This is a genomic window from Bacillus sp. PS108 (assembly GCF_037963335.1).
Classification (GTDB): Bacteria; Bacillota; Bacilli; order Bacillales; family Bacillaceae; genus Bacillus; species Bacillus subtilis.
The window spans coordinates 387,121-412,465 of record NZ_CP150155.1 but is presented as its reverse complement, the minus strand read 5'-3'; the positions used below and the strand labels follow the sequence as shown (position 1 = coordinate 412,465).

18 protein-coding genes and 1 pseudogene are annotated in these 25,345 nt (G+C 48.3%); 8 read left to right on the top strand and 11 right to left on the bottom strand.

The window, feature by feature from the left end; all coding sequences use genetic code 11:
* Positions 1-20 precede the first annotated feature (20 nt).
* The 5 genes from NSQ16_RS02090 to NSQ16_RS02070 form a co-directional block, all read right to left on the bottom strand.
* Complete coding sequence (locus NSQ16_RS02090) at positions 21-866, bottom strand: alpha/beta hydrolase (RefSeq protein WP_230488161.1); 846 nt, start codon at positions 864-866, stop codon at positions 21-23.
* A 65-nt stretch (positions 867-931) separates the two neighbouring features.
* Positions 932-1,396 carry a pyridoxamine 5'-phosphate oxidase family protein gene (locus NSQ16_RS02085; protein ID WP_072557075.1) on the bottom strand — a complete coding sequence of 155 codons (465 nt, stop codon included), beginning with the start codon at positions 1,394-1,396 and terminating at the stop codon, positions 932-934.
* Positions 1,393-1,620 (bottom strand): phenolic acid decarboxylase subunit BsdD, encoded by a 228-nt coding sequence (gene bsdD / locus NSQ16_RS02080; RefSeq protein WP_010886405.1) that lies wholly within the window; start codon positions 1,618-1,620, stop codon positions 1,393-1,395. The genes NSQ16_RS02085 and bsdD overlap by 4 nt, the downstream gene beginning before the upstream one ends.
* A gap of 16 nt (positions 1,621-1,636) precedes the next feature.
* Positions 1,637-3,058 (bottom strand): phenolic acid decarboxylase BsdC, encoded by a 1,422-nt coding sequence (gene bsdC / locus NSQ16_RS02075; RefSeq protein ID WP_003234529.1) that lies wholly within the window; start codon positions 3,056-3,058, stop codon positions 1,637-1,639.
* Positions 3,059-3,060: 2 nt separating this feature from the next.
* Entirely contained in the window at positions 3,061-3,675 is a 615-nt protein-coding gene (locus NSQ16_RS02070) for a non-oxidative hydroxyarylic acid decarboxylases subunit B (RefSeq protein WP_015715236.1), read from the bottom strand.
* A gap of 89 nt (positions 3,676-3,764) precedes the next feature.
* Between NSQ16_RS02070 and bsdA the strand changes: the two genes are divergently transcribed.
* The 6 genes from bsdA (at position 3,765) to NSQ16_RS02040 (ending at position 8,744) form a co-directional block, all read left to right on the top strand.
* The gene (gene bsdA / locus NSQ16_RS02065; protein WP_339232542.1) at positions 3,765-4,628 is read left to right on the top strand and encodes a transcriptional regulator BsdA; all 864 of its coding nucleotides are present in this window, start codon (positions 3,765-3,767) and stop codon (positions 4,626-4,628) included.
* 115 nt (positions 4,629-4,743) lie between these two features.
* A complete protein-coding gene (gene tcyA, locus NSQ16_RS02060; RefSeq protein ID WP_014475786.1) occupies positions 4,744-5,550 on the top strand; it encodes a cystine ABC transporter substrate-binding lipoprotein TcyA in 807 nt (268 codons plus the stop codon).
* Positions 5,537-6,241, top strand: a complete 705-nt coding sequence (gene tcyB, locus NSQ16_RS02055) for a cystine ABC transporter permease TcyB (RefSeq protein ID WP_003234541.1) — start codon at positions 5,537-5,539, stop codon at positions 6,239-6,241. The genes tcyA and tcyB overlap by 14 nt, the downstream gene beginning before the upstream one ends.
* A 13-nt stretch (positions 6,242-6,254) precedes the next feature.
* A complete protein-coding gene (gene tcyC / locus NSQ16_RS02050; RefSeq protein WP_003246629.1) occupies positions 6,255-6,998 on the top strand; it encodes a cystine ABC transporter ATP-binding protein TcyC in 744 nt (247 codons plus the stop codon).
* 319 nt (positions 6,999-7,317) lie between these two features.
* Positions 7,318-7,965: a YitT family protein gene (locus NSQ16_RS02045; RefSeq protein WP_014475783.1), complete on the top strand. Its 648-nt coding sequence runs from the start codon at positions 7,318-7,320 to the stop codon at positions 7,963-7,965.
* 104 nt (positions 7,966-8,069) lie between these two features.
* A complete protein-coding gene (locus NSQ16_RS02040; protein ID WP_003234549.1) occupies positions 8,070-8,744 on the top strand; it encodes a 4'-phosphopantetheinyl transferase in 675 nt (224 codons plus the stop codon).
* On the opposite strand, the gene NSQ16_RS02035 is transcribed toward NSQ16_RS02040, so the two are convergent.
* Entirely contained in the window at positions 8,739-10,073 is a 1,335-nt protein-coding gene (locus NSQ16_RS02035) for a PLP-dependent aminotransferase family protein (protein ID WP_122895023.1), read from the bottom strand. The two genes, NSQ16_RS02040 and NSQ16_RS02035, sit on opposite strands and share 6 nt — an antisense overlap.
* Positions 10,074-10,196: 123 nt before the next feature.
* On the opposite strand from NSQ16_RS02035, the gene NSQ16_RS02030 reads away from it, so the two are divergent.
* Both NSQ16_RS02030 and NSQ16_RS02025 read left to right on the top strand, forming a co-directional pair.
* A complete protein-coding gene (locus tag NSQ16_RS02030; protein WP_041336873.1) occupies positions 10,197-11,135 on the top strand; it encodes a DMT family transporter in 939 nt (312 codons plus the stop codon).
* Between the two features lie 53 nt (positions 11,136-11,188).
* Positions 11,189-11,746, top strand: coding sequence for a YcxB family protein (locus tag NSQ16_RS02025; protein WP_327837533.1), 558 nt, complete (start codon positions 11,189-11,191; stop codon positions 11,744-11,746).
* Between the two features lie 14 nt (positions 11,747-11,760).
* Here NSQ16_RS02025 and NSQ16_RS02020 read toward each other — a convergent pair whose 3' ends face one another.
* The 5 genes and pseudogenes from NSQ16_RS02020 to comS all read right to left on the bottom strand — a co-directional run bounded on the left by NSQ16_RS02020 (position 11,761) and on the right by comS (position 25,324).
* Positions 11,761-12,987, bottom strand: coding sequence for an MFS transporter (locus NSQ16_RS02020; protein ID WP_046160045.1), 1,227 nt, complete (start codon positions 12,985-12,987; stop codon positions 11,761-11,763).
* A gap of 100 nt (positions 12,988-13,087) precedes the next feature.
* The gene (gene srfAD / locus NSQ16_RS02015; protein ID WP_024573248.1) at positions 13,088-13,816 is read right to left on the bottom strand and encodes a surfactin biosynthesis thioesterase SrfAD; all 729 of its coding nucleotides are present in this window, start codon (positions 13,814-13,816) and stop codon (positions 13,088-13,090) included.
* Between the two features lie 28 nt (positions 13,817-13,844).
* Positions 13,845-17,672 carry a surfactin non-ribosomal peptide synthetase SrfAC gene (gene srfAC / locus NSQ16_RS02010; protein WP_339232540.1) on the bottom strand — a complete coding sequence of 1,276 codons (3,828 nt, stop codon included), beginning with the start codon at positions 17,670-17,672 and terminating at the stop codon, positions 13,845-13,847.
* 36 nt (positions 17,673-17,708) lie between these two features.
* Positions 17,709-25,238: pseudogene (gene srfAB / locus NSQ16_RS02005) on the bottom strand (surfactin non-ribosomal peptide synthetase SrfAB); the annotation flags it as partial.
* Entirely contained in the window at positions 25,184-25,324 is a 141-nt protein-coding gene (gene comS, locus NSQ16_RS02000; RefSeq protein WP_010886404.1) for a competence protein ComS, read from the bottom strand. The pseudogene srfAB and the gene comS, both read right to left, overlap by 55 nt.
* Between the last annotated feature and the right edge of the window lie 21 nt (positions 25,325-25,345).

Genomic DNA, 25,345 nt, shown 5'->3' with positions numbered 1-25,345 from the left:
TTGATCTGCGGGCTGTTTTTTTATTGATCCAGCCATTTGCTGAAGCTTTGAGAAAAGGCTTCCGGTTCTTCCAGCATCGGCTGATGGCCGCTCCTTTCAAAAATAACCTTATCCACATGGGGATATAAACCGTCAACTGCATCCCATAGCGCAACGGGCGCAACCAAATAATCATATCTCCCTAATCCGATATACACCGGCATACGAACATCAGCTAACCGCTGAAGAAGATCAATCCGGGCAAATGTATTGCCCCATAATTCATCAATGATCGGCATATTCGTGAATACGCCATCCCATAAGGCAGCTGCATGCGGCCGCTCTTGATAAAAGCTTTTCGCTTCAGCGCGAATACACATGTGCACAAAGCGCCTTTCAGGATCTTTGTCGATGTCCTGCGGCAAATTCGCGATGTCTTTTTCAAAGCGTTTCTTTCTCTCAAGGCTGGCTGTTTCCATGAAAAATGATTCGCTTTTTCGCTGTCTTTCTTCACTGTTATCAGGCGCAGTATTAAAGAGCGCCACCTTCCGAACTTGTTTGGGATATGTCCTGGCATACTCTAAAGCCATAAAAGCGTGCCCGGAATGTCCCAGGATAGTAACATCCTCAAGCTGAAGAAATGTTCTCATCCTTTCGATATCAGCCAAGACGGCATCAAGCCTCGAATCCTCCGCACGAAGCTCCCGCTTAGGCTTAGCAAATCCCCTATGGTCGATAAAGACCCATTGATATTTCTGTTTGATATCTGAGGAAAAAAGGCGCGGATAGTAAACCGCACTCCCGATCACAAGGATGGGTGCGCCCTCGCCCTCAATTTGATAAGCTAAATCAAAGCCGTCCGAGTGACAGATCCCCGCACGTTCCATTTCTCACGCCCCCTTTGTTTTCATTATATAAAAAAAGCCTGACGCATGGCGTCAGGCTATCGATATTACCGTTTTAAATCTTCCAGGGTCTTTTCCCATCTGCCCAGCACCTCTTCAGGTCTGTGAAGCTGTATACGGACACCAGAAGTCAAATCAGCGTATTTCGCAACGTCCTCCTTCACTGAAACGATGCGGCAGGAAAAACGGTCTCTTTCATATTCGGCATCTTTCAAAGGCGGTAAAGGCGCGCATTCAAGCTTTACATAATAGGCCGCTCCCTTCCACCACGCCGTGAACTGTGCTTTTCCTGTGCGAAGGATGTTGGCCGAAGTCATTGTGTTTTTCCACAGAGCGATTCGGATATCAGTTCGGCTCAGCGCGATGATTTCACCTGCACTGATCATAGCGGCATGCGGCCAGCCATCCTCTGATACTGTTTGCAGAACGAAGGCCTCATGCTGCTTCTCATTCAGGCAGCTCCCGTCAAGCAGCTCAAAGAGACGGTCTGACATACAGTTCACGCGGATCAAGCCTTTCGTTCCGGCACCGCCGGAACTTCAATTGCTGTTTCTGTTTCCTTTGGATCAATTTTAAACGCTGGATTGTATTTTTCGGGATTCGTAATGCTTTCCGGTTCACAGGATCTCCATGTAAAAAAGCATGTTTGGCACTGATAAACTTCCCATGCGCCTTCTACAGGCGATTTGCTCATGACTTCTCCCTTTTTTGAGTCGCAACGAGGACATGTATGCATTTCGAACATCCTTTCCTTATTTATTCATTAAATCCATTAGTTTTTGTTCCCATTCTTTCGTTGTTAGCGGAGAATCAAGCGGCTGTGAATAATGGCCTCTTGTTTCCGGCGCAACCGGTGTAGTGGCGTCGAGAATCATTTTGTGAGTGATTCCTGATGGATTGGATCCCGGATCAAGCGGCAGGACAGATAAGTCCGGAATGATGACCGCATCGTGTTTCGGATGCATTTTGGTCGAAAGCGCCCACATGACCTGCGGAAGGTTGAATGGATCGACATCCTCATCAACGACAATGACCATTTTGCAGTAGCCGAGTCCGTGCGGCGTTGTGAGTGCGCGCATGCCGACCGCTTTCGCAAACCCGCCATAGCGGGTTTTTGTGGAAACAATCGCGATTAAACCGTGTGTGTACATGGCGTTCACTGCCACAATTTCGTTCGGGTACGCTTCTTTTAACTGCTGATAAAGCGGCACGCATGTGTTAATGCCGATCATGTAATCGCATTCTGTCCAAGGCATGCCTAAGTATAAATGTTCAAAGATCGGATTGTTTCTGTGATAGACGCGTTTAATTTTGATAATCGGCATGCTGCGTCCGCCGGAATAATGGCCTGTGAATTCACCGAACGGCCCTTCATATTCGCGCTCTCCGGCAATAATCTCACCTTCAAGCACCACTTCAGCGCCCCACGGAACATCAAGATCAGACAGCTTTGATTTGACGATGCGATATGGTTCGCCTTGAATCGCGCCTGCCATTTCGTATTCTGATTGATCATAGAGAAGCGGAGTCGATGCCGCCGTTGTAATGACCGGCTCACAGCCGAGCGCAATGGTGACCGGAAGATTGATGCCGCGTTCTTCAGCTTGGCGCAGATGGATTGCAATATCGTGCTGCGGGACAGGCTGAATGCCGAGACGGTCTTTTCCTTTGACCTGCATTCTGTAAATGCCGACATTTTGTTTGCCGAAGTTGTCAGGGTCCTCAAGATCACGGGAAATGACACATGCTTTGTCTAAATAGTAGCCTCCATCACCCTGGTTAATTCTGAAAAGAGGCAGTATATCGAACAAATTGATATCTTCTGTGATTTCATTTTCATGAAATGGCGCTGTTTCCTCACGTTTGACCGGCATCGGAAACTGGTCATAACGCTTTGCGAATTCAAAAAACTGTTCTTTTACCGGTGTGTCTTTCGGCATGCCCAGCATCATGGCATGGTTTGGCCAAGAGCCGATGACATTCATCGCAATTCGCGCGTTATGATAGCCGTAAATGTTGTTAAATAAGAGCGCAGGGCTTTTATCGCCAAGATTGCTGGCTGCCCGTGCGGCGGCCCCTAAATCCGGTTCCGGCTTTACCTCTTCATTCACTGTAAGCAGCTGTCCTTCTTTTTCAAGGGCAGCGAGAAATTCTCTGAAATCTTGATAAGCCATGATCAAGCTCCTCCTTTTTGTTTTTCAATCCCATTCCAGCGCTTCGCTTCAGGAAGCCGAATGCCGAATTGGTCCAACGTTCTAAAAACAATATGGTCAACCATTTCCTCTAAGCTTCTCGGCTGATTATAAAATGCCGGCATCGGAGGAAGAATGATGGTGCCCATTTTCGTAAGCGCTAGCATATTTTCGAGATGAATTTGGTTCAAAGGCGTCTCTCTCGTTAAGAGGACGAGTTTTTTTCTCTCCTTGAGCATGACATCCGCCGCACGTGTCAGCAGATTATCCGCCATTCCGGTGCGAATGCTTGCGAGAGACTTCATGCTGCACGGCGCAACAATCATTCCATCGGTATCAAACGACCCGCTTGAAATGGCTGCCGCCTGATCCTTATGTGAGTAAGTGTATGTGGCCAGTTGTTCTACTTCTTGTAAGGTATAGCCTGTTTCGTGTTTGATCGTGACGTTTGCCCAAGGAGACACAACGAGATGGGTTTCCACTCCGGCGGCCTTCAGCCACTGTAGCAGCCTGACCCCGAAAATGGCCCCTGTTGCCCCTGTCATTCCGACAACGAGTTTCACTTTGCCCCCTCCTTTACGCTTGAATTCTGCTTTCATTTCAATCATACTCCTGATATATCCATATGAAAAATATCTATTAAATCTATATTTAATACCTAAAAGGTATGATAAGGAGGCGCTTTCTTTTGGATATTCGCCAGCTTCGATACTTCATTACCATTGCCCAAGAACAGAAAATCACGTCCGCAGCCAAAAAGCTTCACATGGCGCAGCCGCCTTTAAGCAGGCAGCTCAAACAGCTGGAGGACGAACTTGGTGTTGTCCTGTTTGACCGGAACAAGAAAAAACAAATGACTCTTACATATGAAGGAGCTGTTTTTCTAAAAAGAGCAAAAGAGATTCTGCATAGGTTTGAAGATGCAGTCATTGAGGTACAGGAGCTGAAGGAGGAAGTAGCCGGCACACTTGCCGTGGGATCAACGATTTATTGCGCGGCTCTGATGCTTGAAAAAGTAACACAGATCAAAGAGAGATACCCCCATCTCACCTTTAATATTTGGCCCGCGACACTGTTGGAACTACTGGAAAGCCGGCAAATCGATGCGGCGGTCACGACAACACTGATCAAAAGTGACACAGTACAATTCAAACAGCTTGATGACATTCCATGTGTGCTCGTGCTTTCAGATGAAGCCGGATATCCGTGCGGAGACACCATTAAGATGGAGGACATTCCTTCATTTCCGCTGATCCTGCTGAGGCCTGTCAACGGAAAAGGCGTCTATAATCAGGTCATGAATGAATTTCACCGTTTGAACCTGGAGCCGCGCATTGTTTGTGAATGCCACGACTCTGCAACTTTGCTCAGCCTCGTGTCATCCGGATTCGGCGCGTCTATTTTGCCCGTCACAATGATTCCCGTTCATATGAGAAATCACGTTCACACCGTTCATATCGAAAATAATCCCTTCATTATGACACCGGCTGTCATGTGGAGAACGGACAGTTATTTGCCTAAACCGGCACAGCAATTTTTGGATTTATTTTAAAAGATTTTGCCTTATGAAAACCAATTACTTGACTCATACTAAAAAAAAGTTATCCTTTAGATTTGTAAGCTATTTTTTTATTTCAATAAAATCAACCAGAAAAGTGGGGAATAAGATGAAAAAAGCATTATTGGCTTTATTCATGGTCGTAAGTATTGCAGCTCTTGCAGCTTGCGGAGCAGGAAATGACAATCAGTCAAAAGATAATGCCAAAGATGGCGATCTTTGGGCTTCAATTAAGAAAAAAGGTGTGCTCACAGTCGGAACGGAAGGAACATATGAGCCGTTCACTTACCACGACAAAGACACTGATAAACTGACTGGCTATGATGTCGAAGTAATCACAGAAGTCGCAAAACGCCTCGGGCTTAAAGTCGACTTTAAGGAAACACAGTGGGACAGCATGTTTGCCGGCCTGAATTCCAAACGGTTTGACGTTGTTGCCAACCAAGTCGGAAAAACAGATCGTGAAAATCAATATGATTTCTCAGATAAATACACAACATCAAGAGCCGTTGTCGTAACGAAAAAAGACAACAACGATATTAAGTCTGAAGCAGATGTAAAAGGAAAAACGTCAGCTCAATCACTGACAAGCAACTACAACAAATTAGCTACAAATGCCGGCGCGAAAGTAGAAGGCGTTGAAGGCATGGCGCAGGCCCTTCAAATGATCCAGCAAGGCCGCGTCGATATGACATACAACGATAAGCTTGCCGTATTGAACTACTTAAAAACATCTGGCAATAAAAACGTGAAAATCGCGTTTGAAACAGGTGAGCCTCAGTCAACATATTTCACGTTCCGTAAAGGAAGCGGCGAGGTTGTTGATCAAGTCAACAAAGCATTAAAAGAAATGAAAGAGGACGGGACTCTTTCTAAAATTTCTAAAAAATGGTTCGGCGAAGATGTTTCTAAATAATCTGCCGGCATTGACGCTTGGCACGGCGATCCCGTGGGATCTGGTGCAGCAGTCATTCTGGCCGATACTTTCAGGGGGAATCTACTATACGATTCCCCTTACGATTCTTTCCTTTATATTTGGAATGATCCTGGCGCTGATTACAGCGCTTGCCAGAATGTCGAAAGTGAGACCTTTGAGATGGGTGTTCAGCGTATACGTATCCGCAATACGCGGCACTCCTCTTCTCGTTCAATTGTTCATTATTTTCTATCTGTTCCCGGCCTTTAACGTCACATTAGATCCATTTCCAAGCGCAGTTATCGCCTTTTCATTAAACGTCGGCGCCTATGCATCTGAAATCATCCGGGCATCTATTTTATCCGTGCCGAAAGGGCAATGGGAAGCCGGCTACACAATTGGCATGACACATCAAAAAACGCTGTTCCGCGTCATTTTGCCGCAGGCGTTTCGTGTGTCGATCCCGCCATTATCCAATACCTTTATCAGCCTGATTAAAGATACATCCCTCGCCTCTCAAATTCTGGTCGCTGAGCTGTTCAGAAAAGCCCAGGAAATCGGCGCGCGGAATCTTGATCAAATTTTAGTGATCTATATTGAAGCAGCCTTTATTTATTGGATTATCTGCTTCCTGCTTTCACTCGTCCAGCATGTCATCGAACGGCGTCTTGACCGCTACGTGGCCAAATAAGGAGGTTCCGAGTATGCTTACCGTTAAAGGATTAAACAAATCATTCGGTGAAAATGAAATTTTAAAAAAGATAGATATGAAGATTGAAAAAGGAAAAGTCATCGCCATACTTGGGCCTTCAGGTTCAGGGAAAACGACGCTGCTCCGCTGCCTGAACGCTCTGGAGATCCCGAATCGCGGAGAGCTTGCATTTGATGATTTCTCCATCGATTTCTCCAAAAAGGTGAAACAGGCGGATATCCTAAAGCTTCGCCGAAAATCCGGAATGGTGTTTCAGGCGTATCACCTGTTCCCGCACCGCACAGCCCTCGAAAACGTGATGGAGGGCCCTGTTCAGGTGCAAAAACGGAACAAAGAGGAAGTCAGAAAAGAAGCGATTCAGCTTCTTGATAAAGTCGGATTGAAGGACAAAATGGATTTATATCCATTCCAGCTTTCCGGCGGACAGCAGCAGCGCGTCGGCATCGCCCGCGCACTGGCGATTCAGCCTGAGCTCATGCTGTTTGACGAACCGACCTCAGCGCTTGATCCCGAGCTTGTCGGAGAGGTGCTGAAGGTTATCAAGGACTTGGCCAATGAAGGCTGGACCATGGTCGTCGTGACCCACGAAATCAAGTTCGCGCAGGAAGTTGCGGATGAAGTCATCTTCATCGACGGCGGCGTTATCGTGGAGCAAGGACCGCCGGAGCAAATTTTCTCCGCACCAAAAGAAGAACGGACACAGCGGTTCTTGAACCGGATTTTGAACCCGCTGTAATAAGAAAAACAGGGCGCCCGCGCCCTGTTTCAGATTATTGACAAAATCCTAAAACGATATTCGTTTTAGGATTTTGTGATTTTCAGCGTGATTGAAAACCTTTGAAGTCTAGGAAGGGCGAGCATTGGAGCACAGCGAATGTTAAATTCGTGAGCACCGAAGCACAGGCCTGACAACGAATGCAAGGATTTGCCAACACGCTGAACAGGGCGCCTGCGGCGGCCCTGTTTTTTTGTTGAGCCCCTTTCGCCTATTCCGCCCTTCTGTCAGATGTGCTACAATGACAATCGACTGATTTTTACGAAAGAAGGGACCTCACGTGAAGCAAGAACTTGTTCTGCGCTGGACATTTTATTTTGCCGGTTTGATCATTTTGGCTTTTGGTGTATCCCTGACGATAGAAGGAAAAGCACTCGGCATTAGTCCGTGGGATGCATTTCATTACAGCCTGTTTCAGCACTTCGGGCTTACCGTCGGCCAGTGGTCCATCATTATTGGAGCGCTCATCGTCGGATTCACGTCATTGTTTACGAGAGCTTGGCCGAAAATTGGGGCCCTCCTGAATATGGTGCTCATTGGTGTATTTATAGATTTTTTCAATTTCATTCTGCCTGCCCCCTCGACCTACACAGGCTCGATCATCGTCTTCTCTCTAGGCGTGGTGCTGATCGGTTACGGCGTCGGTGTTTATGTATCAGCAGGCCTTGGCGCGGGGCCGCGTGATTCACTGATGATGCTGATTACCGAAAAAACCGGCTGGAATGTGCAATGGGTGCGGAACGGCATGGAAATAACCATTTTGTTTGCGGCATGGGGTATGGGCGGGCCGATCGGTTTTGGCACCATTTTGACCGCCATCCTCACCGGACTTATTTTGCGCTTTTCATTGCCCCAGTCAATCCAGTTGCTGAATTATGCTGTGGCAAGGCGGACAGCCGCTGTGAAAGCATCTCCGCCTGTACACTAAAACAAAGCCGCCTTGGCTTTGTTTTTTTATTTTCTCCTCTATATGAGTCTTGTGGAAGTATGATAGGATGGTTTTGACAATCTTTTGCAGACGGAGGATCTAGAATGAAGATTTACGGAATTTATATGGACCGCCCGCTTTCACAGGAAGAAAATGAACGGTTCATGTCTTTCATATCACCTGAAAAACGGGAGAAATGCCGGAGATTTTATCATAAAGAAGATGCTCACCGCACCCTGCTGGGAGATGTGCTCGTTCGCTCAGTCATAAGCAGGCAGTATCAGTTGGACAAATCCGATATCCGCTTTAGCACGCAGGAATACGGGAAGCCGTGCATCCCTGATCTTCCCGACGCTCATTTCAACATTTCTCACTCCGGACGCTGGGTCATTTGCGCGTTTGATTCACAGCCGATCGGCATAGATATCGAAAAAACGAAACCGATCAGCCTTGAGATCGCCAAGCGCTTCTTTTCAAAAACAGAGTACAGCGACCTTTTAGCAAAAGACAAGGACGAGCAGACAGACTATTTTTATCATCTATGGTCAATGAAAGAAAGCTTTATCAAACAGGAAGGCAAAGGCTTATCGCTTCCGCTTGATTCCTTTTCAGTGCGCCTGCACCAGGACGGACAAGTATCCATTGAGCTTCCGGACAGCCATTCCCCATGCTATATCAAAACGTATGAGGTCGATCCCGGCTACAAAATGGCTGTATGCGCCGCACACCCTGATTTCCCCGAGGATATCACAATGGTCTCGTACGAAGAGCTTTTATAAATGGCTCATCAACAGCTTGACACCGCGCTCAATATCTTCCGTTTTCACATTGGAAATATTGATTTTTAATAGATTTTCTTTCGGATAATCTGATAAATAATGACGGTCTATCGCCTCAAGGAGAACCCCTTGTTTTTCCAGTCTATGAATCACTCTTGAGGCGGGCAGATCCTGAGGAAGCACCAGATGGGTGTGCATACAGGGTGCCTGCCCGCTGGAGAACGTAAAGCGTCCGCTCCCCAGCTGCCTGTGAGTTCGAATGGCTTGATGTAGCCTCAGCGACCGCTCTTTATAAGAATCTCTGATTTTCTCCTTATGCCTGCCGTACATACCGCTTTTCAGGTAAATCTCCAATGCCGCTTGAGAAATCATCGAACAGTCGATGTCGTTCAGCTTTTTGTACGCATAGAACGTGTCAGTCAGCGCTTCGGGCAAAACAGCCGCCCCCACGCGGAGGCCGGGGAACATCATTTTCGAGAAGCTTTTCAAATAGATGACATGTGAGGACAGATCATATGCGTACAGCGGATCTGCCTTTTTATTTTCCTCCAGATCACCGAGGTAATCATCCTCAACGAGATAGACATCATACGCTTCTGCCAGTCTCACAAGCTCCTGTTTATCACGCTCTGACAATGAGCACCCAAGCGGGTTATGGAAGCGCGGCATCGTATAAAAAAATTTAATCGATTCTGTTTGAAATAACCGCTCAACCTTGGCTATATCAAGCCCTTCTTCCGTTCGTTTCACCCCGATGGCGGGAATCCCAAGTGTCTCAAGCTGTTCGACCATCAAATGGTAGCCCGGCTGTTCAATGGCGATCTTCTCTTTCCCATTTGGGAACGGCATGGCACAAAGCAAGGATAACGCCTGCTGGACACCTGATGTAATGAAAATATGCCGTTCATCCGCAAATACCTGTTGAGTGGCCAAGAGCTTTCGGAGTACGCGGATGAGTGAGGGAAGCCCCTTTGGCGTCCCATAAATAAACAAATCGTTTTTGTATGTATCAATCGCTTTGTTGATGCAGTGCTGAAAATCAAGATACGGAAACACATCTGGGTCCGGCGCAGATGTGGCAAAGTCGATGGGGCCAGGCTGCCCGCTTTTTGATTTCCCTGCCTTTTTCACAATATAATAGCCGCTTTTTGGAACAGAATAGATAAGGTGGCGCTTTTCCAGCTCCTGCAGCGCGCGGATCACTGTGCTTTTGCTGACTTGGTAGCGGGCGGACAGCTGACGGATAGATGGAAGCCTGTCTCCTTCTTGATAGGCGGTGCTTTGCATCATCTCCTCTATCCTCGTTAATAGACTCATATATTTTTCCATGCCTTCTCCCCCTGTTTTGTACCGGTACAGTTCATTGTTTTTCTCATTGTACCGTTCTGACCGCGGCCATACAATAAAGGGAGCGACCGGCGCTGCAATTCAGGTAAAGGAGCCCTTCCCATTATGGTTAAACATCAGCAAGCCCCCGCTTATATAGCGGCTATTTTATATTCGTTCATTATCGGTTTATCCTTTCTATTCGTAAAAATCGCACTGCAAACAGCAGAGCCGTTTGATATTTTGGCGCATCGGTTCACCATTGCGTTTGCTGCGGCCACTGTACCGATCTTATTCGGCTGGGTAAAGCTATCAATCCGCGTAAAGGACGTCATTGCCATTTTGCCGCTCGCCCTGCTGTATCCCGCGTTATTTTTCAGCTTTCAGGCATTCGGCCTTGTGTACTCGTCCTCCTCTGAAGCGGGAATTATTCAGGCAGCCATTCCGATTTTCACGATGGTCTTTGCCGCTTATGTTTTAAAGGAACGCCCAACGTGGACGCAAAAGGGGTTCACGGTTTTATCCGTTGCCGGCGTCATGTTTATTTTTGTGATGAAAGGCGTTGACGTGGAATCAGCCAGCTTAAAAGGGTCTTTGCTGATCCTATTGTCCGCTTTGTCTTCAGCGATGTACAATACTGCTGCCAGAAAAATGACGCAGCGGTTCAAGCTGACAGAGCTCACCTACATCATGTCAGCCATCGGCTTTGTCGTCTTCAACGCCATCGCCCTTGTGCGTCACGGAGCGGCGGGAACAGTCGGCACTTATTTTCTGCCGTTCCGGGAGCCCGGCTTCGTTCTCGCCATTGTGTATTTGGGCGTGCTGTCTTCACTTGTCACTTCATTTCTGTCTAACTATACGCTGTCGCGAATTGAGGCGTTTAAAATGAGTGCTTTTAATCATGTATCTACCATTGTGACGATGATTGCAGGAGTTGTGATTCTTAACGAAAGCCTGGCCTGGTATCATCTTGCCGGGGCTGTTTGTATTATGATTGGCGTGGTGGGGAGCAATATCAATCTGGAGAAAAAAACAAAGCGCCCTGGTATGCCTGCAAAAAAATGAGAAATTATGCTAGACTGAAAGGAAAAACATGGTTAGAGGTGTAGGTTTACCGTATGATTCAATATGCTAGTGAAAGTATCAATCTTCCAGGAGAAATCGCTTTTAAGGATGTAAGAGAAATCTTTTTTTATCAAATCGCAAAAATATCATGCTTTTACTTTCTGTTGTTTTGCGCCATATTTGCTGCAGTTAACTTCATTAACGGATGGCCCCGTATCGTTTATGGCAGTGACGCGCTTAACTTGTTTATGAACAGTATGTTGATTATCGTGATGTCCGTTCTGTTTACACTGCTGCTTCTCCTTCTTCTATATGTGAAGTTTTCCAGAGCATACAAGAAGAACGAACGGATGAAATCGAAAAGAACATATACTCTGAACCAAGAAGGAATTCGTATATGTTCTAAAAAATATGACCTCATTTTCAATTGGGATGAAATTACAGCTGTTTTCGAATATAAAAATATCTTCAGGGTCAATACATCAAGTGGCCAATATATTGCGATCCCCAAACATTTTTTTCACTCCGAAGAGGAGATGAACAGATTCAAGGAGATTATCCTTAAAAATACCGAAACAAAAAAACTCAAATTTAAAAAGGATCAGCATTGACAGTGCTGATCCTTTTATATTGAATGGTGGGTTTCTTTTGCCTTCTGTTTATCTAAAAACGGCACCAGCTCTATTACAGCCGATAAACCCACAAACACGATGCACACAGCGACAATCAGCAAATAACCATGAGTCATGTCAAAAAACAAACCGCCCGCATACACGCTAAGAGCTCCGGCAACCTGATGGATAAAGAAATTGATGCCTAACAGCGATCCGATCAATCCTGTTTGATAGCTTTCCGAAATTGACGCCGCGGTCAGCGGGATCACGCCTGTGTAACTGAGCCCGAATAACAGGATAAACCCGAAGTACCAAAGGTCGCTGTGATGAATTCCGAGAATGGGAATGAGCAGGCAAATGAGGCTGAGCAGCCGAATGAAAAATAAGATGGATAGCATGACGCTTCTGCTGCCGAGGAGATCTGACAGCCAGCCCGCCAATAATCCGCCAATGATGATAAATGCCCCGAACGCGGCCATCATTCCGTTGACATGAGAGACATGCGCATCCTTCAGTATCGGGACGAGGTGAGCATCAATAATTCCCATTGTAAATCCGCAAGTAAACACGCCGAAGTACAGGATATGAATGAGGCGGGATTGCTTCATCACGTTCCAAAACCCTCGCCAATCATAAGATTTTTTCACAGTTTCCGCTTGCGCATGTGGCGGGTGCTTCATCCCAAAGACGAGGAGCGGCAGCAGAACAGCCGCCATGACGATTCCCAAAATGGTATAGGTGCTCTGCCAGCCGGCATGATACGGAGCCGCAGCCCAAATGGGCGAGAGAAGCAGCAGGCCCGCAGAGTTGGCATTGGTCAAAATAGCAAGCGCCAGACCTTTATGTGTGTCAAACCAACGGCTGATGAAGTACTGGGTCGTCACGCCGACCGCGCAGGAATAGCCGATTCCGCCAAGCACACCGTAAATGGCGGAAAACACATGAACATTCGGTGAATAAGGAAGCACCAAAAAGCTTGCGCTGATGCAGACAGCTCCCAGCGCCATAATTTTTCTGACACTGAAACGGTCGATAAAAAAACCGACAAAAAACTGGACGATGCCGGTTGTGATCATAAAAATGCTGACAGAAACCGAGATCAGCGACCTGTCGGCATGGAAGGCATCTGCCATTGGCAGCATAAAAAATTGAAAGGAATTTCTGAATGAGTTCATTCCGATGGCGAAAACAAACGTAAACAGCAATACAAACCATTTCATCCTGGGAGACGTGCGCATGTTTCGACCTGCCTTTATTTGAGTATTTCGACTATTATACCATGCAAAAATTGGCATTCAACACAAAAAAAGCGGAACAGCCGAAGCTGTCCGCTTTTGATCACGGTTGAATGATCGGATGCTGATTCAAGATCGCAAAAATCCGTTCTGCGACTTCTTCCGTTTGTGACAGCAGGAACATGTGCCCGCCGTCAAATTGATGGAATGTGATGTCTTTTGCCCACTTCTTCCACCCTTCCGCATCTCGTATGCATTTTTTATCATCAAGCCCGTTAAAGACATGAACAGGCGACTGGATCTGGGCCAGATCGAAAAGCTCAAATTGTTCAAGAGCCCGGTAATCTGATCGGAAAGAAGGCAGGAAAAAGGACATGACCTCCTTATTTTCAACAAGCTCTGCGGGCATTCCGCCTAATTGGATAATATGATCGAGAAACTGATCATCAGGCAGGTGGGACACTTTCTTCCGCTGAATATGAGGCGGCTGGATTGCAGAAATGATAACCGCCTGCGGAAAGACGCCTTCACGCTCAAGCTTTTGCGCCAGCCTGAAGGTGATCATTCCACCCATACTGTGTCCGAACAGCACAAACGGCCGATCAGGGCGAAGGTTCAGTTCTTGCTTGTACAAATCCGTCAGCTCTTCGAGATCCTCAATGGCTGACGTTTGATTCGTGCCGTGTCCCGGCGGCTCGGCAGCGAGCATCTCGCACTCCCCCTGCAAAAAAGCATGGAGAGGGCGAAACGACGCCGAATAGCCGCCGGCAAACGGAAAACAGATGAGCTGTGTTTTTTCCGACGCATCAAATGATTTGAAGAGTTGGCTCATTGGCTGTCTCCTCCTTTCATCACTTCATTTATGAAACCGTTACGGTTTGTGTATTAAGAAATTCGAGCAAAATCCCGGCATTCCTATCTAGCGTTTCGCCCTGCAGCATTTCTGCGTGTGTTCCGAAGCCTCTTTTCACACGGTAAACACCTGTTGTAGCTTCTTCCCATGATGCAAGCCATTCCGGCATGTCAAAATCAGCGCCGGAAGTCAACAGATCAATATCTGCTTTCACCTGGCCTGTGCTGATCAGGTTGACGTAGTATGAGTAAAAGGCATGTGTTTTTTGCTTGAGGCCTTGTTTGACGGCTTCGCTGTTGAGCGCTTCATTGTCCCGATTGACATTCATCAACGCTTCGACATCACTTTCAACCGTGCGTCCGTCCAGATCACTGACACCTTGTTTTTTATAGGAATCCACCATGATGATCCGCTGAACAATACGGCCTTGTTCCTCAAGCTTTTTCGCAGCTTCAAACGCCAGGCTGCATCCCGCTGAATATCCAAACAATGTTAAAGGCCCTTCCGGCTGCAGCTTCTGGATCAAATCCGCATAGCGGTCAAGCCGGTCTTCCTCCTCAATAAAATCAAAGGCGCACAGCTTGTATGACGGCAAGCGGCTGGACAGATTTTGGTACATAAGACCATAGCCCAAGACCGGCGGGAATGCGAAAATGATCTGCTCCTGATCCTGATTCATTATCGTTACATCCTGCAAGCCATCAGGGCCCCCGTTTTTCAAATACGCTGAAATACCGGCGATCGTCGGCGCTTCAAACAAAAGCTTTACTGGAAGATCAATCCCGAGCTCTTTCTTGATGCGGGACGCGGCGGTCATGGCCTTCAAGGAATGCCCTCCGAGCGCAAAGAAATCGTCATGAATGCCAATTTGCTTTCTGCCGAGAACCTCAGACCATATTTGTGCGATTGTTTCTTCCATCTCGTTCCGCGGTCCAATCCATTCTTCCGCCAGCTGATCCTGATCAGGTTTTGGGAGCAGCCGTTTATTGACTTTCCCGTTCGTCGTTAAAGGAATCTCATCCAAGAAGGTAAAGGTTTGCGGCACCATGTAAGCAGGAAGCTGTTTTTTCAGGTGCGCCTTCACGTCCTCAGCTGAAAGCTGCGTCCGGTTCACAAGGTAGGCATTGATTGATGCATCGCCAGACTCAGGGCGGTCCGCCACAACGACCGCATCTTTCACACCTGGGTATTCCTGCAGCTGCTTTTCGATTTCTTCAAGCTCAATCCGGTGTCCGCGTATTTTGACCTGGTCGTCAATACGGCCGGCGTATTCAATCGTTCCATCCGGCAGCCAGCGCGCTAAATCCCCTGTGCGGTAAAGCGTTTCTCCCGGCTTGAACGGGTTCTTAATAAACTTTTCCTTCGTGAGGTCAGCACGATTTACATATCCTTTTGACACGCCCATTCCGCTGATGCACAGTTCACCGATCGCCCCGAATGGCTGGAGCTGGCTTTGCTCGTTCAGAATATAAACACTGGCATTGCTGATCGGCTTTCCAATCGGCAATGAGGAGATGGAATCCGGCAGATCATGCACGACGTGAGCTGTCGCAAACACTGTTCCCTCAGTCGGCCCGTAGCAGTTAATCAGCTTGCCCGGCCCCATGACCCGCAGCGCTTTTCTGACATGAGGCACTGAGGCGCGCTCTCCGCCGAATAATATACAGCGAAGCCCCTTCATCCAATCCTCTCCCGCATCCGTGAGAAGATTAAATAGTGCGGTTGTCGCAAACATGACATTGACATTCTCTTGCAGAATCAGATCTGTGAGCCGTTCTGTATCAAGCAGCGTATGTTCGTCTGCGATAATGAGCCGTGCCGCATTCAGCATAGAAGCATAGAAATCAAAGGTAAATGCGTCAAAGGCGTAATTCGAAACAGACAAGAACGTATCCTGATCAGAAAATGCCATGTAGTCTACATGCTTGACCAAACCTTGAATATTGGCATGAGTGGTCATATTGCCTTTTGGCTTTCCGGTTGTGCCGGACGTGTACATGATATATGCCGGATCATTAGGATCAATCGCATTTGCAGGATCGCTTGCCTGTTCTTCAAACCGTGTTTGATCATCGATGAAGAGCGTTGTGCCTGTATACGGCAGCTCAGCCGCTTGTTCTTTCATCTCCTGATGCGTCAGAAGACAGGCTGCCGCACTGTCAGCCAGCATATACGAGATTCGGTCCTCTGGCAGCTTCGGATCAACCGGCAGATAGGCTGCTCCCGCCTTTAATACACCGAGAATGCCAATCACCAGTTCAAGTGAGCGCTTCGTGTACAGCGCTACAACAGAGCCTTTGCCCGCACCTTGTTTTTGCAGCCGGCGTGCAAGGCGGTTCGCTTCCTCATCTAATTCGCGATAAGACAGGGTCTGGCCGGAATACGTAAGCGCCGGCGCATCCGGATTGACGTTCACTGCTTCCTTGAACCATTCCGTCAGAGGCTTTGTTTCATGAGCTTGAGCCGGCGGGTTTAAGCCGGTTAGCAAAAATTCTCTCTCCCTGTCGTCAACGAGGTTGATCGTGCTGACAGGCTGATCCGGATTCTGGATGAGCTGCTGAATTGCTGTGAGAAGCTGAGATTTCAAGCGCAGGATAAACGCCTCATCAAACACATTCTCGTTATAAGCAAGCTTAATCAGCATCTCATCTCCCGGGGAAGCCATCAGGTTGAGATCATAATTCGACTTCTCAAAAACATGAACATCCACCATATCAAAGCCGTTTTCACTGCTTTCTTCATTTTTCGCATCCTGAAGCGGATAGTTCTCAAAAACAATGATGTGGTCAATCAGTTTCGGCTGATCGGCCTGGCTTTGGATGTCATAAAGCGGCACATATTGGTGCGGCTCAGACTGCAGCGATTGCTCCTGCAGCTGCTTGAGCAAGCCGTTAAATGTGATACCCTCCGACAGCTTCACACGTCTCGGGACAACGTTGATAAACAGCCCGACCATATGTTCAACGCCTTTGATTTCCGCGGGACGCCCTGAAACAACTGTACCGAAGGCCAAATCGCCAGACTGCTGATAGCGGCTGATCAATACGCTCCAGACTGCCTGCAGCGCCGTACTTAAAGTGGTATGCTGCGATTTTGCAAGCTCAGTAAAAGCCTTTGTTTCCGCCTCCGGCAGTGAAAAGAGCAGCTCTTTCGGCTCATAGCCGTCCTTTTGTTTCTTTCTTTGCTCCGCAAACGTCGTTTGTCCTTCAAAGTCCTCTAAATATTCGCGCCAGTAACGCAGTGATGCTTGTTTATCCTGCTTTTCAAGCCACTTGATGTAGTCTTTATACGGTTTGACGGGCGGCAGGCTGTACGGCTTTTGTTCGCGCAGAGCATTGTATACCTTAAATAGATCCTGTACGACGATGCCGAAGCACCATCCGTCCAAAATAATGTGGTGGTAGCTCCACACCCATTCAAAGCTTTCTTCAGCTTTCTTGAAAATGGCTGCCCGCATCGGAATATCCCGCGTCAAATCAAAACCCCTGATCTTATCCTGTTCTTTGTACTCATTGATTTTGGCTGTTTGCTCGCTGCCCGTTAAGTGTGTCAGATCTATTTCTTCTATTTGGAACTGCCGTTTTTTCAATACGACTTGGACAGGCCTTTTTACTTTTTCGTGAATGAACACGGTACGAAATACATCGTACCGGTCCATGATCACATTCATGCTTTCTTCAAGACATTTGATATTCAAGCTACCTTTTACTTTCATCGTGATTTGTTCAAGGTAAAAGCTTTGGCCGGGATTCAGGATGGCATGAAAAAGCATCCCTTCCTGCATCGGCGATAGGTAATACATATCTTGAACCTGATCCTTGCTAAATTGACTCATATGTTTCGCTCCCGCCTTCTGTAATTCCCTTGCGTTTTATTTTAAATTCTCCTCAAGCATGTCAAAGATATCTCCCATCTCGTCCATTTCAAGGTCTTCGGCGCTAAAGTCGCTTGGTGTGAATTCCTTGTCTTCTTTTTCCGTGCAATGGCGGATTAGCATCAGGAGGTTTTCTTTAAACCGTTCCATTCGCTCTTCAATCGTGGCTCTTTCAAACTCCTTTTCATTGTAGGAGCAGGAAAGCACAAACCGGCCGTTTCTGATCATGCCGCTGAAGCTTAAAGCGTACAGCGCCTCTGATTCTCCGCTTACTTGGCGCCCCATATCGAAAGCTGACGGTTCAAAGAAATCAGTTTTGACTTCACTGTCGAATTGGCCCAAATAGTTGAAGCTGATCTCCGGTGTGAAGCCCTTTGTTTCCGCTGTTTCTGTGAAATAACGAAGAATGCCGTAGCCAACACCTTTGTCGGGAATGCGGCGCAGGTTTTCTTTGACTGTTTTGATCACAGCCGAGGCATCTGCGTCAGATATGTCGAGCACAACAGGGTATTGTGCCGTAAACCAGCCGACCGTTCTGGAGATATTCACATTCGGGATGATGTCCTCCCGGCCGTGTCCCTCAAGGTTAATGCCGATTTTAGCACCCTCTGTCCATTCTTTCATTGTCAAACCGAGCGCGCTGAGAAGAATATCGTTGATTTCAGTTCCATATGGCTGATGAACATCTGTTAAAAGATGCTTAGTGTCTTCTGCCGTTAATTCACATAGGACAGATGATGTATCCTTGACGATCCGCTGCTCTGTTTCACAATCCTTAGGTAAAGGAGAAACCTGTTCAGCGGCAATTTGCGACCAGTATTCAGCCTGCTGTAAAAGATGCGCTGATTGGCTGAATGCCGCCAGTTCTTCCGCCCAATCCTTGAAGGAGTTTGTTTTTTGCGGGAAGACAAGGCTCTCTTCTTTCTCAGCCTGCATGTAGCCTGAAGCAAAGTCTTCAAGCAAAATCCGCCATGACACACCGTCGACCACGAGATGGTGTACAGCAATGAGCAGGTGATCCCCAGCTTCTGTGCGATATTGCTCCGCCTTTAAAAGCGGCCCGTTTCGCAGATCGAGACTGCTTTGCAGCTTGTTCGCGAGAAGCTTAATCTGGCTTCTCAGCATCTCTTCATCGGAGCCGTACAGATCCACGATTTCGAAGCTGACCTTGCTCTCACTGATCGGTTGATACGCCTGAACGATGTCCCCGTTTTCCTCACGATAGACCATGCGGAGCGCGTCATGATGCTCGATCAGCGCCTGCAATGTTTTCTCCACCCGTTCAGGGTCAAAGCCCTTCTTGGCGTGAAGCATCACCGATTGGTTCCAGTGGTGCTTGTTCGTGAAGTTCTTTTCAAAGAACCAGCGCTGGATCGGCGTCAGGATGATTTCGCCCTCCACCGGGCCTTGGTCTGCCTGTTTGCCTTCGGCACGCTCTACATATTGGGTGAGCTCTTCGATCGTCGGGTGCTGGAAGAGATCTTTCATTTCCAGCTTCCAGCCGTGCTGGTTCAAGCGGCTCGCCATTTGAATTCCTTTGATGGAATCTCCGCCAAGCGAGAAGAAATTGTCGGTGACACCGACTTCAGACATTCCAAGCACGTCCTGCCAGATGCCGGCAAGCAGCTCTTCCATGTCGGTCGTCGGGGCTTTGTATTCTCCGCTTCCCGCTTCGATGTCCGGCTCAGGCAAGGCTTTGCGGTCGACTTTGCCGTTTGCCGTAACCGGAAGCTCGTTCAGCGTCACCCAGAACACCGGGATCATGTAATCCGGCAGGGTTTCCTTTAGTGTTGATTTTAGTGCTTCTATATCAGCTGTTTCCGGGGTGACATACGCCGCGATCGCTGTATTGCCGCCTTTATCCTCGACAGCTGTCACCGCCGCATCCTGCACCTCAGAAAGCTGGGCGAGCTGGACTTCAATTTCTGAAAGCTCGATCCGGTAGCCGCGGACCTTGACCTGCTGGTCGATCCGGCCGATGTATTCGATGCCGCCGCCCGTCCATTTCACCAAATCGCCGGTGCGGTACATGCGCTCACCCGGCACAAACGGATCAGCGACAAACCGCTTCGCGGTTTCGTCTTCTCGATTCAGATAGCCTCGTGCCAGTCCGCGCCCCGCCACGCAAAGCTCTCCGGCTACGCCTTCCGGCTGCACCTGATTGCCCTCGCCGAGAATGTATACTCTCGTATTGGCAATGGCCCTTCCGATGGAAAGCGAGCCTTCCTCCGGATGGATTTCTGTACTCGTGGCAACGACCGTATTTTCTGTCGGCCCGTAGTTGTTGACGAGTGTGTACGGCTTTTTCACTGCCCGCTTCAGCTTGTCTCCTCCAGTGAGCAATACGCGAAGTGATGTGTTCTCAAGCTCCATGAACTGTTCCGCAAGCTGTGTCGGCAGGAACGTGATCGTTACGCCGTTCGTTTCGAAGTAATCGTTCAGGCGGACGATATCGAGGCGGATCGCTTCATCAATGACGTGAAGTTCAGCACCGATCGTCCAGGTCGGGAACATCTCCCAAATGGAAGCGTCGAACCCAAAGCCCGCGTACTTCGCACTGCGGTCCTCCACTGTCATGCTGAACGCGTCGTGGTGCCAGAAGCACAGGTTCACAAGCGCATGGTGCTCGACCATGACACCCTTCGGCTGTCCGGTCGTTCCAGACGTGTAAATCATGTACGCCAAGTTCTCCGCGGTTACAGCGGTTTCTGGATTTCCCTCGTCGTTTTCATCAAGCGGCAGGCTTAGAATTGTGCGGCTTCCGTCGAGAAGAATAACGTCTCCTGAGAAGCTATCCGGCACTGAAATGCCTTCCTGTTTCAAGAGAAGCTTCGCGCCGCTGTCCTGTAAAATATACTCAATCCGCTGATCCGGGTAGTCAGGATCAATCGGCACAAACGCCGCTCCGGCTTTCAAGACGCCGAGCACCGCGGCGGACATTTCAAGCGACGGCTTCGTGAGAATGCCGACTCGGTCATCCGGGCTAATGCCGCAGTCCATCAGAATCCGCGCGAGACGATTCGCCTTCGCATTCAGCTCGCCGTACGTCCAAGACTGGCCGTTGTATGTGACAGCCGGGCGGTCTTTGTGGCGCTGGACAGTCTCTTCGAATAGCTGATGAACCGTTTTGTCTGTCGGCACAGGCAGCGCTTTGCCCTTCCATGCCTCAAGAAGTGCTTGTTTTTCTGTCTCGGTGACGAGTGACAGGCTGGAAAGCGGCTGGTTCGGGTTATCCGCAACAGCCTTTAGTAGCCGCAGAACGTATTCGCTCCATTTTTCAGCTGTTTCTTTTGCGAACAGATCTGTCGCATATTCGAGCTGCAAGCCAATGCCATTTTCATCAGTAAATCCGCCCAGTGTCAGATCAAACTTAGAAGTTCCCTGATGAGCCTCATAAGGTGAAATGCTCAGATTTTGCAATGTAAGCTGTTCTTTATCAGGGTTTTCTGTCGTCACCATCACATTAAACAATGGGTTTCGGCTCATATCCCGAGGGAGATCAAGCTGATTAACCAGATCTTCAAACGGATACTCCTGATGCTCAAGCGCTGACAGGTTCGTCTGCTTTGCTTGCTCCAAAAGCTCCGCAAATGTTTGCTGTTCTTTCGCTTCCATTCTCAGGGCAAGTGTATTGACGAACATTCCCGGCATGTCCTGAACATCAGCATTCGTCCGGCCGGCAGTAACGGAGCCGATGACGATATCCCGCTGTCCGGAAATTTTGCTTAAAAAGACGTGGAAAACAGCATGGAGAACCATGTGCAAGGTCGTTCCGGTTTCGGCAAGCAGTTTTTCTACCGCCTTTGCCGTCTCACTTCCCGTACGGAAACGGATCGTATCTCCTTTAAAGCTTTGCACAGGCGGACGGGCATAATCGAGCGGGAGATCAAGCTCTGGCAGCTCGCCTGAAAGAACTGACAACCAGTACGCCTCATGCTCCTTCATCCGTTCTTTTTGCTCAGCTTCATTTTGCCAAACGGCGAAATCTTTATAATGAAGCGCCGGCTCCGGAAGCTGCTCTCCTTTGTAAAGCAGCGCCAATTCTTTTACAAAAATGCCTCTTGAGACGCCGTCTGCAATGATATGATGCATATCTAAAAGCAGCAAATGTTTTTTCGCTTCTATTCGAAGCAAAGCTGCGCGAATGAGCGGTGCGTCGTTTAAGTCGAATGGCCGGATAAATTCCTTAATCTTTTGGTCCGCTTCGTCTTCTTTGGCTTCAAACACATGAAGATCAACCTCCGCCTTCTCAATGATGCGCTGAACAGGCTCACCATTAGCTTCCATAAATGACGTCCGCAATGATTCGTGACGGTTCACAAGCTGATTGAGTGAGTCGCGCAGGCGCGAAATATCAAGCTCTCCTTCCATTAGAAGAACAGATGGCATGTTGTAGCTTATTGTCTGGCGGTCAAGCTGATTGAGCACGTACATCCGTTTCTGTGCGGATGACAATGGATACATAGCCTGCTTGTCAGCCGGCTTGAGGACTTGATGATCGCCTGAAACGGCAGACGCCTCCATATAAGCCGCCAGCTGGCGAACAGTCGGCTGCTCGAACAGTGCTTTAAGCGGTACGCTTTTCTCCAATTCCGCCTGAATGTTGGCAATCAGCATCATCCCTTTTAATGAATGGCCGCCTAAATCGAAAAAATTGTCGTCAATGCCGATGGCTTCTATGCCAAGCGTTTTCTGCCAAATGCGGCATAAGCTTTCTTCAAGCGCTGTCTCCGGTGCGGCCAATGCCTTGCCTCCGGATTGTGCCGCGTTCGGCTTCGGCAAAGCGTTTCTGTCGGTTTTTCCGTTTGCCGTCAGCGGAATCGCGTCAACCTGCACAAAGAAAGCAGGAATCATATGAGACGGCAGTGTTAGGGAAAGCTGCTTCCGGAGCTCTGCTTTTTCAATAGCTTGATCCGACGTATAATACGCGCAAAGCTCTTGAAGACCGCCCTCGGAAACCGCTAATACAACCGCTTCTTGAATTCCGCTGAGGCTGAGCATGACCGTTTCAATTTCTTTCGGCTCAATGCGGTAGCCGCGGATTTTCACCTGATCATCAGCCCGGCCGATAAATGCAAGCGTACCGTCAGAAAGTCTTCGTACGACATCTCCGGTTTTGTACATGAGGCTTCCCGGCGAATATGGATTTTCTACAAATCTCTCGGCTGTCAGCTGAGGCCTGTTGAGATACCCTCTCGCAAGCCCCTGTCCCGTGATATAGAGCTGTCCGCTCGCTCCCGGCGGCACAAGCTTCAATGCTTCATTTAAGACAAGCGCGCCGGCATTCGCAATCGGCCGTCCGATTGTCGGGCGTTTCGCAAATGCATCCGGCTCAGACAGATCAACCCGCCCGGCGATGGCGCCGATCGTTGCTTCTGTCGGGCCGTAGTGATTGATAAATTCGGTATGTCCATACATCTTACGGAAGGCGAGAACATCAGTCGGGATGATTTTTTCTCCTCCCAAGACGATCAAGCGCAAGGATTCAAAGTTCGCATCTTTTGCAAAACTGGCGGTGTTCACTATTGTATGGAACAGAGACGGTGTCAGTTTGATATAAGTGATCCCATGCTCCTTGATATAGTGCGCTATTTCATCCGGCGCCGTATAGGTTTCCTTCTGGACGATATGGAGCTCGCCCCCGCCCAGAAGTACAGGGAACATGCTCGTATAGCCAAGGTCAAATGCGTAAGATGAAAGCAATACAGTCTTATCATTTTCCGTCAGGCCCGCCTCTTCACTAAACCAAGAGACATAGTTTGTCAGATTGCGATGCTCAATCTGCACGCCCTTTGGCTTTCCGGTCGTACCGGACGTATAAATGACGTATGCAAGATTGCGAGACCCGGAAATGGATGATGGGCGCTCCTTGCTTTCATTTCTCCATTTACCGTCATCAAGGCTGACGATTGTCCCTTCATATTGCCCAATAGCCGTCATGTTTCTTTCATTCACGACCGCAAATTTTGCTCCGCTGTCCTCTAATGAATAACGGATTCGTTCTTCAGGTGTCTCAGGATCAATCGGAAGGAAAGCTGCCCCCGCCTTCATGACACCGAGAATGGATACCATGACTTCAGCTGACCGGTCCATAACAATCGCGACGATGTCTTCATTTCCGGCCCCTTGGGCACGAAGATGATGCGCCAGCTGGTTCGCCTGTTCATCAAGCTCGCGATAGGTCAGCAGATTTCCGCCAGCCTTCACCGCAGGATGGTCAGGTGTTTGCTGGGCCTGTTTTTCAAAAAGAGCGACAAAGGTTGCTTCGGTAATTTGAGTCATATGTCTTTCTTCTAGCAAAGCAGCTGTTTCTGCAGATGAAAGCAGATCTACATCAGACAGCCGAACGTTTGGATTAGCCGCGGCCGCTTTGATGATATTGACAAAGTGGCGGCTCCAGCGGCGGATCGTCTCGTCCTTAAACAAGGCAGTCGCATAGTCAAAGCTTAGGCCGATATCCTCTTCACGCTCGACCGCTTCCAAGGAAAGATCAAATTTCGCAACATGATGAAGCATGGAATACGAGGAAATCTTCAAATCTCCTAATCTTAATGAAGGAATCTCCATATTTTGCATGTTGAACATCACGCTGAACAGCGGACTTCTGCTTGTATCCCTTGTAAGCGGAAGCTTTTCAATCAGCTCCTCAAGCGGATAGCTCTGGTGCTCGAATGCTTGAAGGCTGGCTGTTTTGACCTCTTCAAGAAATTGCGCGAAGGTTTTATCTCCCGCTGGTGCCGTTCTGAGTGCGACCGTGTTGACAAACATACCCGGCACACCTTGCAGATCAGGATGTGTTCTGCCAGCTGTCGGCGAGCCGACAATGATATCATCCTGTGACGCGTACTTGGAAAGGAGTACATTGAACGCCGCCAGCAAAAACATGTACATTGTCGTATCTGTTTCTGCCATGAGCGATTTGATTTGAGCCGTGATTTGCTTATCAAGCCCAAACATCACGCGCTCTCCCGCAAAGCTCCGTTCAGCAGGCCGCTCGAAATCCGCGGGAAGATCCAGTATTGGCAGTTCGCCTTTAAAGACATCGAGCCAATATTCCTCATCTTTTTGATAATTAGTTTGTTCTTTGTGCCAAACTGCGTAATCTTTATAGTGAATTTGTGGCAGTTCCATATCTGCGCCTTGATATATTTTGGCAAGATCACCGATTAGAATGCCTGTTGAACTTCCGTCAGTAATAATATGATGCATATCAATGAGCAGCAGATGGCGTTTTTCTTCCAGCTGGACAAGCTTCGAACGGACGAGTGGCGCGCGGTTTAATTCAAACGGCTGAACAAATGCTTTGATTATCTCTTCCGCGTCTTCTTCCCGTCCCTTGGCAGCCTCCAGCTGGAACGATATGTTTTTATGAACGGTTTGCACAACCTCTCCGTCGATCATGTCAAACGATGTACGGAGGATTTCGTGCCGGTTGATTAATTGCTGAATCGCGTTTTCAAGCCGGTCTTTATCTACTTCTCCCTCCAGCAGAAGTACAGCGGGGACGTTGTAGCTTGTGTTTGCTTGTCCAAGCTGATTGAGGATATACATTCTCCGCTGGGCCGGGGATACAGGATAATGCTGCTGATAAGATGCTTGCCTGATCGGTTCAAACGTCTGCTCCTCCTTGCTTT

Coding starts and splice junctions, on each gene's coding strand:
- NSQ16_RS02090 (WP_230488161.1), bottom strand. CDS start 866: ATGGAACGTGCGGGGATCTGTCACTCGGACGGCTTTGATTTAGCTTAT.
- bsdD (WP_010886405.1), bottom strand. CDS start 1,620: ATGCATACATGTCCTCGTTGCGACTCAAAAAAGGGAGAAGTCATGAGC.
- bsdC (WP_003234529.1), bottom strand. CDS start 3,058: ATGGCTTATCAAGATTTCAGAGAATTTCTCGCTGCCCTTGAAAAAGAA.
- NSQ16_RS02070 (WP_015715236.1), bottom strand. CDS start 3,675: ATGAAAGCAGAATTCAAGCGTAAAGGAGGGGGCAAAGTGAAACTCGTT.
- tcyA (WP_014475786.1), top strand. CDS start 4,744: ATGAAAAAAGCATTATTGGCTTTATTCATGGTCGTAAGTATTGCAGCT.
- tcyB (WP_003234541.1), top strand. CDS start 5,537: ATGTTTCTAAATAATCTGCCGGCATTGACGCTTGGCACGGCGATCCCG.
- tcyC (WP_003246629.1), top strand. CDS start 6,255: ATGCTTACCGTTAAAGGATTAAACAAATCATTCGGTGAAAATGAAATT.
- NSQ16_RS02040 (WP_003234549.1), top strand. CDS start 8,070: ATGAAGATTTACGGAATTTATATGGACCGCCCGCTTTCACAGGAAGAA.
- NSQ16_RS02035 (WP_122895023.1), bottom strand. CDS start 10,073: ATGGAAAAATATATGAGTCTATTAACGAGGATAGAGGAGATGATGCAA.
- NSQ16_RS02030 (WP_041336873.1), top strand. CDS start 10,197: ATGGTTAAACATCAGCAAGCCCCCGCTTATATAGCGGCTATTTTATAT.
- NSQ16_RS02025 (WP_327837533.1), top strand. CDS start 11,189: ATGATTCAATATGCTAGTGAAAGTATCAATCTTCCAGGAGAAATCGCT.
- NSQ16_RS02020 (WP_046160045.1), bottom strand. CDS start 12,987: ATGCGCACGTCTCCCAGGATGAAATGGTTTGTATTGCTGTTTACGTTT.
- srfAD (WP_024573248.1), bottom strand. CDS start 13,816: ATGAGCCAACTCTTCAAATCATTTGATGCGTCGGAAAAAACACAGCTC.
- srfAC (WP_339232540.1), bottom strand. CDS start 17,672: ATGAGTCAATTTAGCAAGGATCAGGTTCAAGATATGTATTACCTATCG.